This is a genomic window from Streptomyces boninensis (assembly GCF_048572725.1).
GTDB classification, from domain to species: Bacteria; Actinomycetota; Actinomycetes; order Streptomycetales; family Streptomycetaceae; genus Streptomyces; species Streptomyces boninensis.
The window spans coordinates 8,873,236-8,888,020 of record NZ_CP183837.1 but is presented as its reverse complement, the minus strand read 5'-3'; the positions used below and the strand labels follow the sequence as shown (position 1 = coordinate 8,888,020).

The following is a 14,785-nucleotide window of genomic DNA, read 5'->3' as shown; positions in this document are numbered from 1 at the left end:
GCCCGTACGGCAAACTGGACAGCCGCAGCTAACACCTAGTCAGCCACGACGCACCACAGAGGACGGGTCATGCCGACGTCTACGGAACAGATCATGCTGGAGCTCGTCGACAAGGACGGGCGGACGATCGGCACGGCGGAGAAGCTCGCCGCGCATCAGCCTCCGGGGCAGCTGCACCGCGCCTTCTCGGTCTTTCTCTTCGACGACGCCGGGCGGCTGCTGCTGCAGCAGCGGGCGCTGGGGAAGTACCACTCCCCCGGCGTGTGGTCGAACACCTGCTGCGGGCACCCGTACCCGAACGAGTCGCCGTTCGCCGCGGCCGCCCGCCGGACGTACGAGGAGCTGGGCATCTCGCCGTTCCTGCTGCGCGAGGCCGGGACGGTTACGTACAACCACCCGGACCCGGCGTCCGGGCTGGTCGAGCAGGAGTACAACCACCTCTTCGCCGGCTGGGTGCGCGGCGCCCCGCAGCCCGATGCCGAGGAGGTCGGCGACACCGTCTTCGTCACGCCGGAGGAGCTGGCGAAGCGGCATGCGCAGGGGCCGTTCTCGGCGTGGTTCATGACGGTGCTGGATGCGGCGCGCCCGGCGATCCGGGAGCTCACCGGGGCTGCGGCAGGCTGGTAGGCGCCAGCGCGTCCACGGGGGCCGGGGACAGCGGCAGCGACGCCCAGATGATCTTTCCGCCGACCTCGGTGTGCTGCACGTCGCAGACCCCGCCCGCCTCCGCCGCGATCGACTTGACCAGCAGCAGCCCGCGCCCGCCGGTCTCGTCGTCGTCGGCCAGCAGCGCCTTCGGCCGGTACGGGTGCTGGTCCTCGACCGAGACCCGCACCCAGTCCGCGCCGATCGCGACCTCGACGCCGATCTCGGGCGAGAGCAGGGCGGCGTGCCGGACGGCGTTGGTGACCAGCTCGGAGACGATCAGCAGCAGCCCGTGGATCAGGTCGTCGGCGACCGGGACCCCCTGCTTGTGCAGGAGGTCCCGGACGGCATGCCGGGACTGCGGCACCGACGAGTCCAGGGCCGGTGCGGTGAATCTCCACACTCCTTCGTACGGTGCCGGAGCAACCTGACCCGTCGGGTCGGGCGAAGGCGGGGAAGTCCCGCGGTCAGTCATCACCGGCACCTACCTTTGCGACCACTCACACCACGAGTGTTGGTATACGGAGCAGTCCCGCGCGCCAAGGTGTAGAAGTTGCCCAGGATTGGACATCTTCCGATCGGGTTCGCATATGCCAGGGAGGACTGCGAGCGAATAAATGCGTTGCGGGTCCTGTCCGCGATGTCGTACCTTCTTATTGGCCCTGCAGTCGTCGATAGGAGAGGCCGTTGCTCGCCTGAGGTCTTGAGACACCGTGCCCGCGGTCACCACACCGCGCGCGGCACGTGCGACCTCCGGCTTGAGCGCCGCCCCCTGTCCACTGCAGGGTTTTGTCGTACGTCATCGCGCCCGTCGCACGGAGTCTCGTACGCGCAGTAATCAGTCACTTACCAAGCGCGCACGGGAGGCCCCCATGTCCACCCCCCATTCATCCACCTCCGTCGTCATCACCGGGCTCGGCTTCGCCTGGGCCGACGGCACCCCCGTCTTCGACGGCTTCGACCTGGCCCTCGGCCCGGGCCGCACCGGCCTCATCGGCCTGAACGGCTCCGGCAAGTCCACGCTGCTGCGGATCATCGCGGGGGAGCTGGCCCCGGCCAGCGGCACCGTCCGCGTCGAAGGCCTGGTCGGCTACCTGCCGCAGACCCTCACCCTCGACACCGAGGCGCGGGTCGACGAGGCCCTCGGCATCGCCGAGACCCGGCGGGCGCTGCACGCCATCGAGGCAGGCGAGGCGACCGAGGAGAACTTCACCATCGTCGGCGACGACTGGGACGTTGAGGAGCGCGCCCGCGCCACCCTCGACGGCCTCGGCCTCGAGCTCATCGGCCTCGACCGCACCGTCGGCGAGGTCTCCGGCGGCGAGTCCGTCCTGCTGCGGCTGGCCGCGCTGCTCCTGCAGCGGCCGGACGTACTGCTGCTGGACGAGCCGACCAACAACCTCGACAGGGAGGCACGCAAGCACCTCTACGCGGCGGTGCAGTCCTGGCCGGGCGTCATGGTCGTGGTCAGCCACGACCGTGAGCTGCTCGACCTGGTCGACCGGATCGCGGACCTGCGCGGCGGCGAAGTCCACCACTACGGCGGCAACTTCACCGAATACGCGGAGGCCCTCGCCGTGGAACAGGAGGCGGCGGAGCGGACCGTACGCGCCGCCAAGGCCGACGTGAAGCGGCAGAAGCGCGATCTCATCGAGGCGCACGAAAAGATCGCCGGGCGCCAGGCCCGCGGCCAGCGGGCCCAGGACGCCGGCGGCATCCCGAAGATCGTCGCCGGCGGGAAAAAGCGCGCCGCCCAAGTGTCGGCGGGCAAGCACCGCATGATGCACGAGGACCGGCTGCAGGACGCGAAGGACCGGCTCGACGACGCCGAGCAGGCGGTACGGGACGACAAGGTGATCCGCATCGACCTCCCGGCCACGGCCGTACCCGCGGGGCGCACCGTGCTCTCCCTGCGCGAGCTGGAGCTGCAGCACGGCGCGCACATCGAGGCCTTCGATGTGCGCGGCCCGGAGCGGATCGCACTGACCGGGCGCAATGGCGCGGGCAAGTCCACGCTGCTGCGCACAATCGCGGGCGAGCTGCCCGCGGTGGCGGGGACGGCCGGGACGCATGTGCCGCTGCGCTATCTCCCGCAGCGGCTCGACATCCTCGACCCGGACCTGACCATCGTCGAGAACGTGGCCCTGCTCGCCCCGACCACCACGCAGCAGCAGATCCGCAACCGGCTCGCCCGCTTCCTCTTCCGCGGACAGCGCGCGAACCAGATCGCCGGCACCCTCTCCGGCGGCGAGCGCTTCCGCGCCTCCCTCGCGGCGCTGATGCTCGCGGAGCCCGCGCCGCAGCTGCTGATGCTGGACGAGCCGACCAACAACCTCGACATGGCGAGCGTGAAGCAGCTGGTGGCGGCGCTGGCGTCGTTCGAGGGGGCGCTGATCGTGGCGAGCCACGACCTGCGGTTCCTGGAGGAGATCGGCATCACCCGCTGGGTGGAGCTGGACGGCGAGCTGCGGGAGGGGGCGGCGCCCGAGCCGGCATCGGCCTGACCCATTACGCTCACCGCATGCCCACGCCCTCGCCCGCCGGCGAACTGCGCCTGTCCACGGACGGCGCCGTCGCCACGCTCGTCATCGACCACCCCGCCAAGCGCAATGCGATGACGGCGGACATGTGGCGAGCACTGCCCGCACTGCTCGACCGGCTGGCCGCCGACCGAGCGGTGCGGGCGGTGGTGCTCACGGGGGCCGGGGAGACCTTCTGCGCGGGCGCCGACATCTCGTCGCTGCGCGAGCAGGGCGGCAGCACGCAGGGACTGGCGGTCGCGGCCGAGGAGGCCCTCGCCGCCTTCCCGAAGCCGACGCTCGCCGCCGTCCGCGGCCACTGCGTCGGCGGCGGCTGCCAGCTCGCCGCGGCCTGCGATCTGCGCTTCGCCGCCGACGGCGCCACCTTCGGCATCACCCCGGCGAAGCTCGGCATCGTCTACGCGCCCGGCTCGACGCAGCGGCTCGTCCGGCTGGTCGGCCCGGCGACGGCCAAGTACCTGCTCTTCTCCGGCGAGCTGATCGACTCGGCGCGGGCGCTGCGTACGGGACTGGTCGACGAGGTGCTGGCGGAGGCGGAACTGGACAAGCGGGTGGCGGAGTTCACCGCCGTGCTGGCCGCCAGGTCGCAGCTGACGCAGGCGGCGGCGAAGGAGTACGCGGCGGGGCCGGCGGCGGCGGACCGTATCGCGCACTGGGAGGCGCAGGCGCGCGACGCGGGCGAGGCCGCGGAGGGGGTCGCGGCCTTCCTGGAGCGCCGGGAGCCGCGCTTCACCTGGTCGGTGTGACCGGCGCGGCGCATTGTCACTCTCGCGTCACAAGCGCCCGGCGGCGCTGCCGAATCCATCCGTCCGATGAGATTGTTCGGTCGAATGCGGCGGGACTGCGGGGGGACTTGAGGCATGAGACGACGTATCTGGGCCGGGGTGGCGGGTGCCGCGGCGGCCGCGCTGCTGGCAAGCGGGTGCGGGCAGGGGGACGCGGGCGGGGACTCCGGCGGTGACTCCGACGGCGACGGCAAGCACGGCCGTACGGGAATCGCGGCACAGGCCGCGCGGCAGAACGCCGCCGTGCTGCCGAGCCCGGTGGCCCTCGCCTCGACCAAGGTCTTCGTCATGGACCCGGCGAAGGCCAACTGGGACGTCGGCGCCGACCCGGCCGCCGTGAAGTGGTCGTTCGACCCGCGCAAGGACGCGGGCTGGGGCGACCTGGACCCGAACCGCACCTGGACCGGCGCCAACGAGGCCAAGTTCTACCGGCTCGGCGGCAAGACCTACCTGGCCACGGTCTCCGGGCGCGGCCTGGCGGCGGTCGTCGAATACGGGCCCGGCAAGCAGCGCTTCTGGGGCACCAGCATCCTGACGCAGCCGGACAGCCCGAACGCGTACAACCCGCACAGCATCGAACTCCTGCCCACCGGCGAGGTCGCCGTGGCCTCCTCCGGTGACGACAAGAAGGGCGGCGTGGCGTACAAGGACCGCAATGTCTGCCTCTTCCCGCGCGGCGTGAAGACCGCGTCGAGCTGCCAGAAGCTGTATTCCGCGCACGGCGTGCACTGGGACCCGGCCCGCAAGCGACTGTGGGCCATCGGCCAGCGCAACAGCACCAGCCCGTACAAGCCGAGCCTGGTGGCGTACCGGATCGACCGGTCGATCGCCGGGCAGCCGAAGCTGATCGAGGACACCGCGCTGAGCATGGGCGCGCCGCACGGCGCGCTGCACGACCTGACGCCGGTGCCCGGCAGCGACAAGGTGTGGGTGGCCAGCGGCACGCCGGTATACCAGGTCGACCTGGGCGCGAAGTCCTGGGACGAGGTGGACGCCGGGATCAGCGTGCAGGGCACGAAGGCCGTGTCCACCGATCCGGCGTCCGGGCGGGTGCTGTCCAATGTCACCTTCGGCGGGTCGACCCAGATGTCCGATACGGCGCGTTTTCACGGGCCGTACGAGACGCGGACGCTGAAGAACAATGGGGCCGCGTATCCCTTCTACAAGGCGCGGTGGGTGACGCCGCGGGCGTTGGACTGAGCGGGGGCTGCTTAGGCATCAGCCCGACCACTGGGCGAGTAGCGCCTCCTTCGCCGCCGCCGGGGCCTTGTCCGGGGAACCGGCGTCGTAGGGCGGCTGCGGGTCGTATTCGATGGCGAGCTGGGCGGCCTGGGCGGCGGTGTCGCCGTGCAGGCGGCCGGCGAGGGTGAGGGCGAAGTCGATGCCCGCGGAGACGCCGGCGGCGGTGACGTACTTGCCGTCGAAGACGACCCGCTCGCCGACGGCGTGCTCGGCGCCGTGCCCGGCGAGGAAGTCGACCGCGAGCCAGTGCGACGTGGCCCGCCGCCCCTTCAGCAGGCCCGCGACGCCGAGGGCGAGGGAGCCGGTGCAGACCGAGGTCATCCAGGTGGCGGTCGGGTCGACGGCGCGCAGCCAGGCGTGCAGCGCTCCGGGCTCGGAGTGCGCCGGGCCGAGCGGGCCGCCGGGGACCACGACGATGTCGGGGCTGCGGACGTCGTCGAAGGACGCGCCCGCGACGATGTCCATGGTGTCGGCGTCGTTACGGACCGGGCCCGCGGTCTCGGCGACGAAGACGACCTCTGTGTCCGGGAGTTGCGCCAGCACGTCGTGCGGCCCGATGGCGTCGAGGGCGGTGAAGCGGGGGTAGAGCGCGATGGCTACCTGCATGGTTTCTCCCATTGATGGTGGAGCCCCTCTTCCTGACTAAGCGCCCGCTCAGTACGCTCCGGGGTATGACGATCACCCTCCCGGCGCGTGCCGGCCGCCGCTGTCACAACGTTCTCAACCCGCTGCACTCTTCGCTGTACTTCTCCGCCGAGTTCCTGGAGGAGTCGGAGAAGATCGGCTTCACCGACTGGAACGGCGCCTATCTGGCCGCCCGCTCCGCGGCGCTGGGCGCGCCCGCGGCCGGCACGGTCACCGCGACGTTCTACAACTTCAGCCCCGAACTGGTCGCCGAGCGCATCCCGGCGGCCTGGGAGACCGCGACGCCCGCCACCGTCCTCGACACCCGGCTGCGCGCGGTCGACCGGGTGCTGCGACGGCTGCTCGGCGACGAGTCGGTGGCCTCGAAGGAGATGGCGGAGGCCGCGGAGCTCGCGACACGCGCGACCGAGGGGTGCATCATCTCCGGGCGGCCGCTGTACGCCGCGGAGTCCGGGCTGCCGGTCCCGGACGCCCCGCACCTGGCGCTCTGGCACGCGGCGACGCGGCTGCGCGAGCACCGCGGCGACGGCCACATCGCGCTGCTGACGCATGCGCAGCTGACGGGGCTTGAGGCCCTGGTCACGCACACCGCGTCGGGGAGGGGCTTCACGCCGGACTTCGCCCGCTCGTCGCGCGGCTGGAGCTCGGAGGCGTGGTCCGCGGCGGAGGAGCGGCTGCGCGAGCGCGGCCTGCTGGCGGGGGACGGCACGCTGACGGAGGCGGGTGTCGCGCTGCGCAAGGGGCTGGAGGACGAGACGGACCGGGTGGACGCGTCCCCGTACGAGCACCTGGGCGCGGCGGGCGTGGAGCGGCTGACGGAGCTGGCGGGCGGGTTTACGGGGGCGGCGCTGGGGGCGGGGGCGTTTCCGGCGGAGATCTTCGGGGCGGGCAGGCGGTAGGTGCCCTTCGCGGCGGGCAGGCGGTAACCGCCCGGCCCTCAGGGCGTGGCGTAATCACCCGCTCCTCAGTGCGTGGTCCCGGTCACACCGGCCCCCGTCTCCTCAGGTCGCGCGACATCCGGGCCTCCGACCCTGCACAATGTGCAGGCTCACGCACATCCAGAAGGCGAGTCGGATTCACTGTGACCGAGACTGCGACGACCTCGACGACCCCCTCGATCAGCACTGCCGGAATCGAAGGCAGGATCGCCGAGGAGCTCGGCGTGCGGGAAGGGCAGGTCAAGGCCGCCGTCGAGCTGCTCGACGGCGGCAGCACCGTGCCGTTCATCGCCCGCTACCGCAAGGAGGCGACCGGCACCCTCGACGACGCGCAGCTGCGCACGGTCGAGGAGCGGCTGCGCTACCTGCGCGAACTCGAGGAGCGGCGCGCCGCGATCCTGGAGTCCATCGAGGGCCAGGGCAAGCTGGACGATGCGCTCAAGGCGCAGATCCTGGCGGCCGATTCCAAGGCGCGGCTTGAGGACATTTACCTCCCGTACAAGCCCAAGCGCCGCACCAAGGCGCAAATCGCCCGCGAGGCGGGCCTGGAGCCGCTGGCCGACGGGCTGCTGAACGACCCGTCCGTCGAGCCGCAGGCCGCCGCCGCGGCGTTCGTCGACGCCGAGAAGGGCTTCGCCGACCCGGCCGCCGCGCTGGAGGGCGCCCGCGCCATCCTCGCCGAGCGGTTCAGCGAGGACGCGGACCTGATCGGCGAGGTGCGCGAGCGGATGTGGACGCACGGGCGGCTGGCCGCGAAGGTGCGGGAGGGGAAGGAGGAGCAGGGCGCGAAGTTCGCGGACTACTTCGACTTCGCCGAGCCGTTCACCGCGCTGCCGTCGCACCGGACCCTCGCCATGCTCCGCGGCGAGAAGGAGGAGGTCCTCGACCTCACCCTGGAGCCGGACGCGGACGCGCCTTCCGACGGGCCGAGCTTCTACGAGCAGGCCATCGCGTCGAAGTTCGGCGTCACCGACCGCGGCCGGCCCGCCGACAAGTGGCTGCAGGACACCGTCCGGTGGGCCTGGCGCACCCGGATCCTCGTGCACCTCGGCATTGACCTACGGCTGCGGCTGCGTACCGCCGCCGAGGACGAGGCGGTGCAGGTCTTCGCGGGCAACCTCCGCGACCTGCTGCTCGCCGCCCCGGCGGGTACGCGAGCGACCATGGGCCTGGACCCCGGGTTCCGTACGGGCGTGAAGGTGGCGGTCGTCGACGCGACCGGCAAGGTGGCGGCTACGGAGACCATCTACCCGCATGTGCCGCAGCAGAAGTGGGACGAGGCGCTCGCGAAGCTGGCGGTGCTGGCGCGCGAGCACCAGGTCGATCTCATCGCGATCGGCAATGGCACGGCGTCGCGGGAGACCGACAAGCTCGCGGCCGACCTGATCGCCGCGCAGCCGGAGCTGAAGCTGACGAAGGTGATGGTGTCGGAGGCCGGCGCGTCCGTGTACTCGGCGTCCGCCTTCGCCTCGGCCGAGCTGCCGGGCATGGATGTGTCGCTGCGCGGCGCGGTGTCGATCGCGCGGCGGCTGCAGGATCCGCTGGCCGAGCTGGTGAAGATCGATCCGAAGTCGATCGGGGTCGGGCAGTATCAGCACGACCTGTCCGAGGTGAAGCTGTCGCGTTCGCTGGACGCCGTGGTCGAGGACTGCGTGAACGGCGTCGGCGTGGACCTCAACACGGCCTCGGCGCCGCTGCTGGCGCGGGTGTCGGGCATCGGGTCGGGGCTGGCGGAGAACATCGTCGCGCACCGCGACGCCAACGGCCCGTTCCGCAGCCGCGTCGCGCTGAAGGATGTGGCCCGGCTCGGACCGAAGGCCTTCGAGCAGTGCGCGGGCTTCCTGCGCATCCGCGAGGGCGACGACCCGCTGGACGCGTCCGCCGTGCACCCGGAGGCCTACCCGGTGGTGCGGCGCATGGGCGAGTCCGCGGGCGGCGAGGTCGCGACGCTGGTCGGCAACGCACAGGCGCTGCGCGCCCTGAAGCCGCAGGACTTCGTCGACGACAGCTTCGGCCTGCCAACGGTCACGGACATCCTGAAGGAGCTGGAGAAGCCAGGCCGCGACCCGCGCCCGGCCTTCAAGACGGCCACCTTCAAGGAGGGCGTCGAGAAGCTCGGCGACTTGGCGCCCGGGATGGTCCTGGAGGGCGTCGTCACGAATGTGGCCGCCTTCGGCGCCTTCGTCGACGTCGGCGTCCACCAGGACGGCCTGGTCCACGTCTCGGCGATGTCGAAGCAGTTCGTGAAGGACCCGCGCGATGTCGCCAAGCCCGGCGACATCGTGAAGGTGAAGGTCCTGGACGTGGACGCCCCGCGCAAGCGGATCTCGCTGACGCTGCGGCTGGACGACGAGCCGGGCGGCGGCCGCACGTCGGGCGCGGGCGGCGGCGAACGCGGCGACCGGGGCGAACGCAGCCAGGGCGGCGGCCGCCCCCCGCGCCAGCGCCAGGGCGGCGGCCAGGGCCAACGAGGCCAGGGCGGCCAGCGCCAAGGCCAAGGCGGCCAGGGTCAAGGCGGTCAGGGCCAGCGCAACCAGGGCGGCCAGGGCCAGGGCGGCAACCGCCGTCAGGGCGCCAACCAGGGCGCCCGCGGCCGCCGCGACCAACAGCCCCAGAACAGCGAAATGGCCGACGCCCTCCGCCGCGCCGGCCTCCTCGGCGGCAACGACAGGGACAAGCGCAAGCGCTGAGCTTGTACGCACCCACCGCGGGCGCCCGGCCCACCACCGGGCGCCCGCGGCTCGCTCACGAGCTCACAAGCCGACCAGGCTCAAGCGCTCGGTCCCTCACGTCTCCAGCAGCGCGAAGCCCCCGCCATTGCACACCCCGCATATCGCGTTCTCCTCCCACCCACTGCCATGGCAGCCGTGGCACAGCGCGTCATGCCACACCGTGCCGTCGATGGCGGCGTGCGGGTGCGGATAGTGGGTGTCCGGCAGATAGCACTCCACCTGGGTTATGGCCTGGCGACGGCCACACAGGTCCGTCCCGGGCTGATTACGTCGCCGATCCTCCATGCCTCCAAGGCTAGGAGGCGCCACTGACAATCCGACGTTCAGCGAGGCGCCGGCCGGGCGCAGCGCACCTCCCCCGAGGTGAGCTCGTCGCGAGGCAAGGACAGGCCGAAGGCGCGTTCCAGGCCGGCGAAGAACAGGGCGATGCCGTCCGTATGGCCGGTGTTGTCCTCCGCGCGGCGAATGTGTGGATTGAGGAAGGCCAGCGGCGCCTCCGGGGAGAACGGCGGCTCCCCCGGCTCGTACCAGATGAGCTCATATATGTCCCGCTGGTCGCCGGCCTCCTCGTCCAGCGGGACGGGGTTCTGGTACTCCCCGTCCCTGTGATAGCTGAACGTGTAGATGGCCTTGGCCATCGTGGCGGTTAGGGTGATCTGCTCCGCGGGCGGCGGGTCGAGCGGGAACGCGAATCCGCCGCCGAACTCGTGGTAGCCCAGCCAGCTCCACTCCCCCGCTTCGCCGTACGCGAGCACGTCCCAGGCCGTGTTCGTGCCGTCCCGCGCGTCGCGCTCCCGCACCTGGTCCAGGCGCAGCCCGTCGGCGATGTCCTGGGGGTCGGCCCCGTAGGCGAGGGCCGCGTCTTCGGGGGGCACGCCCTTGATGAACTCCAGCACCGTGAAGGGCTGCTGCTCCCGCCAGCCGGCGGCGAGCCATGCGATGCCGTCGCCGACCGGCGGCTGGCGGGCCAGGAACTCCTCGAACGCCGCCGCCTGCTTCGGGGACATATAGCCCTGGCGGCCCATGCGGGCGCGCTCCTCCAGCCAGTCGAACTCGGCGGCGGAGCGAACCTCGGCGACGACAGCGCGGCCCCGGGCGAAGGTCATCCGGACCCCGTCGGCATGTATGTACCGCACGTACGGGCCCTGTTGCTCCGCGCCGAGCGGGCCGCGTTGCCCGGCGTACGGGCGGGGTCTGCGGCCGGCGTGGCCGCCGCGTTGTGCGAAGTGTTCCAGCTCGGCCAGGTCGGCGGCCGGCAGCAGCACCGCCGCTCGCTGTCCGCCGTCGGCGAGGTCCGTTCGCTCGCCGGTCTCCTCGATACGGGACAGCGCCCGGGCGGGGTCCGCCATGAGATCGCTCAGCTCCATGGTGTTCATGGCCCGGACGCTACCCGGGGTCTCCCCCGGGGTGGCCAGGCCTGGCGCCCAGGACAGCGTCATCCCCGGCCTGCGCCGCCTCCGCCGCCACGGAGCTCCACACCGCCGCCACCGCCACCAGCACCGCCGGCCCCGGTACGAGCAGCAGCAGCGACGCCGTCCAGTGGACCGCGGCCCATACCCCGAGCGCCGCCACCGCCGGTCCCGCCAGGAAGCGGAGTGGGCGGCGGGCGACCAGGTACACGCTGCACAGCCAGAGGTGCCGGCCGCGCAGATCCGGGCGGCGGGCGCCCAGGGGCAGCAGGGCGCCGAGGGCGAGCACCGCGACCGCCGATGCCGCGCCGCTCACGCCGAGCGAAGGGAGTGCCCAGGCGCTTCCCGTCGCGCGCCACACTTCCAGCGCCACCAGGAACGCCGCCACCGGCAGCCCTGCGAGCAGCCCGTGCCCGGCCCCGTAGCCGAACAAGCGGCGCAGTTCGCGCCACCAGCCCCGGATCCGCGCCTCGCCCTCCTCGGAGAGGGAGTTGGCGACGGCGGCGAGCGCCGCCACCGCCGGAGTCACCAGCACCGAGGCCAGCAGCGCCGATAGTGGCGTCACCCCCGGCGTGAGCAGCACGACGAGCACCGCCGCCGCGCACACCGCGGCGGAGCCGCACAGCAGCGCGGGCAGGCCGGGCCATGCGCCGCGCAGGGTACGGACCAGGGCCCGGTGTTCGGCGGCCGACAACTCGCGTACTGCCAACGCCTCCCGTACAACCGAAGCCGAAGCCACGCCCCTCACCCCCTCAATCCCGCCGAAGCGATCGACGCCACAAAGCTCCGCTGGAAGATCACAAACACCGCCAGCACCGGAACCACCACCGCCGTGATCGCCGCGAAGACCACCACCGACGACCCGCCCTGCCCGTTCTGCAGCGTCACCAGCCCGATCGGCAGCGTCATGTTCTCCGGCGTGCTCAAGAAGATCAGCGGGCCGAAGTAGTTGTTCCACGACAGCTCGAAGGTCAGGATCGTCATCGCCGCGATCGCCGGGCCCGACAGCGGCACGATCATCCGGAACAGGATCCACAGGTGCCCGGCGCCGTCGATCCGCGCCGCCTCGTCCAGCTCCCGCGGGATCGTGTTGAAGTACTGGCGGAAGAAGAAGATCGAGAAGACATTGATCAGGGCGGGGAGCCACAGCGCCGGGAGGCTGTCCACCAGCCCCAGATTGCGCATCAGCACAAACACCGGGATCACCGTCATCTGCACCGGCACCATCAGCGCCGACAGCATCAGCGCGAAGATGCCGTCCCGGCCGCGGAAGCTCAGCCGCGAGAAGGCGTACGCCGCGAGCACGCTCACCAGCAGCGAGCCGGCGGTCGAGATGACCGCCACCTGGAGGCTGTTCCAGGCCATCCGGCCGAAGGGGATCAGCCCGGGCACATCCCCGAAGTTGTCCAGCGTGAACGGCGACGGCACCCACCCGGGCGGCAGCTCGAAGGCCGACTTCTCGGCGGTCAGGCTCTGGCTGATCAGCCACACCAGCGGCGCCACCATCAGCAGGCCGACCACCAGCAGCACCCCGTACAGCGCCGTCTTTCCAGTCCTCGTCACTGCTGATGCACCCACTTCCTGGAACCCCAGAACTGCAGCATCGTGACGGCCATCATCACGACGAAGACAAGGATCGAGACGGCGGAGGCGTAGCCGACCTGGAAGGACTCGAAACCCTTCTGGTACAGGTACATCACCACCGTCACCGTCGAGTCGTCGGGACCGCCCTGCGGCGTGATGATCTGCACCGGGTCGAAGATCTGGAAGGCGCCGATGAAGGTGATCACCGACGCGAAGAAGATCGTCGGCGACATCATCGGGATCGTCACGTACCAGAAGATCTGCCGCCCGCTCGCGCCGTCCACCTTCGCCGCCTCCACCAGCTGCCGCGGCACCGTCTGCAGCCCGGCGAGCATGATGACGAAGGTGAAGCCGATGGTGTGCCACCAGTCGATCCCGATGATCGCGGGCAGCGCCCACGCCGGGTCGGTGAACCAACCCGGCGCCGTGAAGCCGATCTTGTCGAAGTAGTACGTGAAGATCCCGAAGGTCGGGTCGAGTACGTACTTCCACAGCAGCGCGACCGCCGCCCACGAGATCACGAAGGGGAAGAACAGCGCCGTCCGCACGAAGTACGACAGCGCCCGGCTCATCACCTTGTTCACCGCGAGCGCCAGCAGCAGGCCACCAGCCACATGGCTCACCACCGACGCCAGCGCGAAGATGAAGGTGTTCGCCAGGGCCTTGTACAGCAGCGGGTCGGAGAACATCTCCGTGAAGTTCCCGACGCCGTTGAAGGTCGCGGGCGTCAGCATGTCCCAGCTGAAGAAGCTCAGCACGATCGCCGCAACGAACGGGCCCAGGATGAAGACCAGGAAGAGCAGCAGCGCCGGGCTGAGGAAGGCATAGCCCGCCCAGTCCCGCCGTTTCGTACGCCCAGCGGCCGCCGCCACACCGGCCGCGGCCGGTGCCCGTACCGGAGCGGTCGTGGTCACAGCAGCCCGCTCAGCTCGGTGTTCGCCGCCTTGAGCGCCTCCGCTACGGGCTTGGTGCCGGTGATCGCCTCCTGCCAGCCCTGCATGATGGCGGCCTGCACCCGGGCGCCCTGGTTGGGCGAGGGGATGGGCGTGCCGTACGAGATGGCCTTCGGCAGCTCCTCCGTGCCCTTCGGTGAGTCGGCGGTGAAGCTGGCGCCGGCGGCGACGGACTTGCGGGCCGGGACGGTGGTGCCGCCGATCTTCGCGTAGAAGTCCGAGGCGTCCTTGGTCATCAGCCACTTGAGGAAGGTCCAGGCGGCCTCCTTCTTCTTGGACGCCTTGAGGATCGGCCAGCCGTCCCAGCCGACCGGCGAGCCCTGGGCCTTCTTCACCGGCCAGCTGACGATGCGGGTCTTGTCGGTCATCTTGACCCGGCGCATGTCGACCGTCGTCCAGCGGCCGCCGGCGACCGCCGCGAGCTTGCCCTTGGCGTACTGGCCGGGGCCGTCGAAGGCGCCGCCCGGCTTGGGCGAGAGGCCGTCGGCGAGGAAGCTCTTGACGAATTCGGCCGCCTCCGCGGCCTCCGGGGAGTCGAGCGTGCCCTTGTCCCATTCGGCGTTGAGGGTGCTGGCGCCATTGGTGAGCAGCCAGGGCATGACGTCCAGGAAGGGGTTCACGTAGTTGACCGGCAGCATGAAGGCGCCGGTCTTGTCCTTGATGCGCAGGCCGGCGCGCCGGAAGTCGTCCCAGGTCCAGTCGTCGGACGGCAGGTCGACACCAGCCTTGGCGAAGACCTCCGTGTTGAGGTACATGCAGCAGGTGTTGTAGCCGCCGGGCACGTAGTACGTCCGGCCGTCGCCGGTGGAGCCGTACTTGTCGGTCCACCGCTTCAGCTTGGGGTCGACGTCCGCGAAGTAGGCGTCCACCGTCTTCTTGTCGCGCTTCAGATACGGGTCGAGCGGCGTGAGCAGCCCCTTCGACGCGAAGAGCCGCTGGCCCTCCGTCGCCACCTGCACGATGTCGGGCACCTTGCCGCCGGCTATCTGGGTGGAGACGGTGTTGGCGAAGGTGGCCCAGTCCTTGGCGGCGATCCCGCGCGCCTTGATCTGGATCTTCGGGTGCGCCTGGTTGAACTGCTCGAAGAGGGCGTTGAAGGACTTCTGCTGGGTGGCGTCGCCGAGGTAGACCAGGCTCAGCTCACCGGTGGCCGCCCCGCCGCCGGTGTCGTCCGAGCCGCCGCAGGCCGCAAGGGCCGAGGCCGCCGGTATGGCGGCGGCCGCCGCGGCGGTCATGCGCAGCGCGCGGCGCCGCGAGAATGTCGTGTACGTATCCATGGCTTCCGTCTCCGTCTCGTCCCTGAGGGTTGCTG

The 14,785-nt window shown here is 71.3% G+C and carries 14 protein-coding genes; 6 read left to right on the top strand and 8 right to left on the bottom strand.

Annotated elements, in window-relative coordinates:
* Positions 1-69 precede the first annotated feature (69 nt).
* On the top strand, positions 70-627 hold the full coding sequence (gene idi / locus ACNNMR_RS40045; RefSeq protein ID WP_419999647.1) for an isopentenyl-diphosphate Delta-isomerase: 558 nt from the start codon (positions 70-72) through the stop codon (positions 625-627).
* On the opposite strand, the gene ACNNMR_RS40040 is transcribed toward idi, so the two are convergent.
* On the bottom strand, positions 602-1,120 hold the full coding sequence (locus tag ACNNMR_RS40040) for an ATP-binding protein (protein WP_419999646.1): 519 nt from the start codon (positions 1,118-1,120) through the stop codon (positions 602-604). The two genes, idi and ACNNMR_RS40040, sit on opposite strands and share 26 nt — an antisense overlap.
* 397 nt (positions 1,121-1,517) lie before the next feature.
* Here ACNNMR_RS40040 and ACNNMR_RS40035 point away from each other — a divergent pair, with 397 nt between their 5' ends.
* The 3 genes from ACNNMR_RS40035 (at position 1,518) to ACNNMR_RS40025 (ending at position 5,170) form a co-directional block, all read left to right on the top strand.
* Entirely contained in the window at positions 1,518-3,149 is a 1,632-nt protein-coding gene (locus ACNNMR_RS40035) for an ABC-F family ATP-binding cassette domain-containing protein (protein WP_419999645.1), read from the top strand.
* A gap of 17 nt (positions 3,150-3,166) precedes the next feature.
* Positions 3,167-3,931: an enoyl-CoA hydratase/isomerase family protein gene (locus ACNNMR_RS40030; RefSeq protein ID WP_419999644.1), complete on the top strand. Its 765-nt coding sequence runs from the start codon at positions 3,167-3,169 to the stop codon at positions 3,929-3,931.
* A gap of 114 nt (positions 3,932-4,045) precedes the next feature.
* Positions 4,046-5,170: a DUF6528 family protein gene (locus ACNNMR_RS40025; RefSeq protein ID WP_419999643.1), complete on the top strand. Its 1,125-nt coding sequence runs from the start codon at positions 4,046-4,048 to the stop codon at positions 5,168-5,170.
* Between the two features lie 18 nt (positions 5,171-5,188).
* On the opposite strand, the gene ACNNMR_RS40020 is transcribed toward ACNNMR_RS40025, so the two are convergent.
* Positions 5,189-5,818: a DJ-1/PfpI family protein gene (locus tag ACNNMR_RS40020; RefSeq protein WP_419999642.1), complete on the bottom strand. Its 630-nt coding sequence runs from the start codon at positions 5,816-5,818 to the stop codon at positions 5,189-5,191.
* Positions 5,819-5,883: 65 nt separating this feature from the next.
* On the opposite strand from ACNNMR_RS40020, the gene ACNNMR_RS40015 reads away from it, so the two are divergent.
* Both ACNNMR_RS40015 and ACNNMR_RS40010 read left to right on the top strand, forming a co-directional pair.
* A complete protein-coding gene (locus ACNNMR_RS40015; RefSeq protein ID WP_419999641.1) occupies positions 5,884-6,756 on the top strand; it encodes an SCO6745 family protein in 873 nt (290 codons plus the stop codon).
* Between the two features lie 182 nt (positions 6,757-6,938).
* On the top strand, positions 6,939-9,485 hold the full coding sequence (locus tag ACNNMR_RS40010; protein ID WP_419999640.1) for a Tex family protein: 2,547 nt from the start codon (positions 6,939-6,941) through the stop codon (positions 9,483-9,485).
* Positions 9,486-9,581: 96 nt separating this feature from the next.
* On the opposite strand, the gene ACNNMR_RS40005 is transcribed toward ACNNMR_RS40010, so the two are convergent.
* Genes ACNNMR_RS40005 through ACNNMR_RS39980 form a run of 6 tightly spaced genes read right to left on the bottom strand, consistent with a single transcriptional unit; the run spans position 9,582 to position 14,750 of the window.
* On the bottom strand, positions 9,582-9,812 hold the full coding sequence (locus ACNNMR_RS40005) for a hypothetical protein (RefSeq protein ID WP_419999639.1): 231 nt from the start codon (positions 9,810-9,812) through the stop codon (positions 9,582-9,584).
* A gap of 38 nt (positions 9,813-9,850) precedes the next feature.
* A complete protein-coding gene (locus tag ACNNMR_RS40000; RefSeq protein ID WP_419999638.1) occupies positions 9,851-10,903 on the bottom strand; it encodes a prevent-host-death family protein in 1,053 nt (350 codons plus the stop codon).
* 10 nt (positions 10,904-10,913) lie between these two features.
* The gene (locus ACNNMR_RS39995) at positions 10,914-11,675 is read right to left on the bottom strand and encodes a hypothetical protein (protein ID WP_419999637.1); all 762 of its coding nucleotides are present in this window, start codon (positions 11,673-11,675) and stop codon (positions 10,914-10,916) included.
* Between the two features lie 5 nt (positions 11,676-11,680).
* Entirely contained in the window at positions 11,681-12,499 is an 819-nt protein-coding gene (locus ACNNMR_RS39990) for a carbohydrate ABC transporter permease (RefSeq protein WP_419999636.1), read from the bottom strand.
* Positions 12,496-13,434, bottom strand: a complete 939-nt coding sequence (locus ACNNMR_RS39985; RefSeq protein ID WP_419999635.1) for a carbohydrate ABC transporter permease — start codon at positions 13,432-13,434, stop codon at positions 12,496-12,498. The genes ACNNMR_RS39990 and ACNNMR_RS39985 overlap by 4 nt, the downstream gene beginning before the upstream one ends.
* Complete coding sequence (locus tag ACNNMR_RS39980) at positions 13,431-14,750, bottom strand: ABC transporter substrate-binding protein (protein WP_419999634.1); 1,320 nt, start codon at positions 14,748-14,750, stop codon at positions 13,431-13,433. Before ACNNMR_RS39980 ends, ACNNMR_RS39985 begins: the two co-directional genes overlap by 4 nt.
* Between the last annotated feature and the right edge of the window lie 35 nt (positions 14,751-14,785).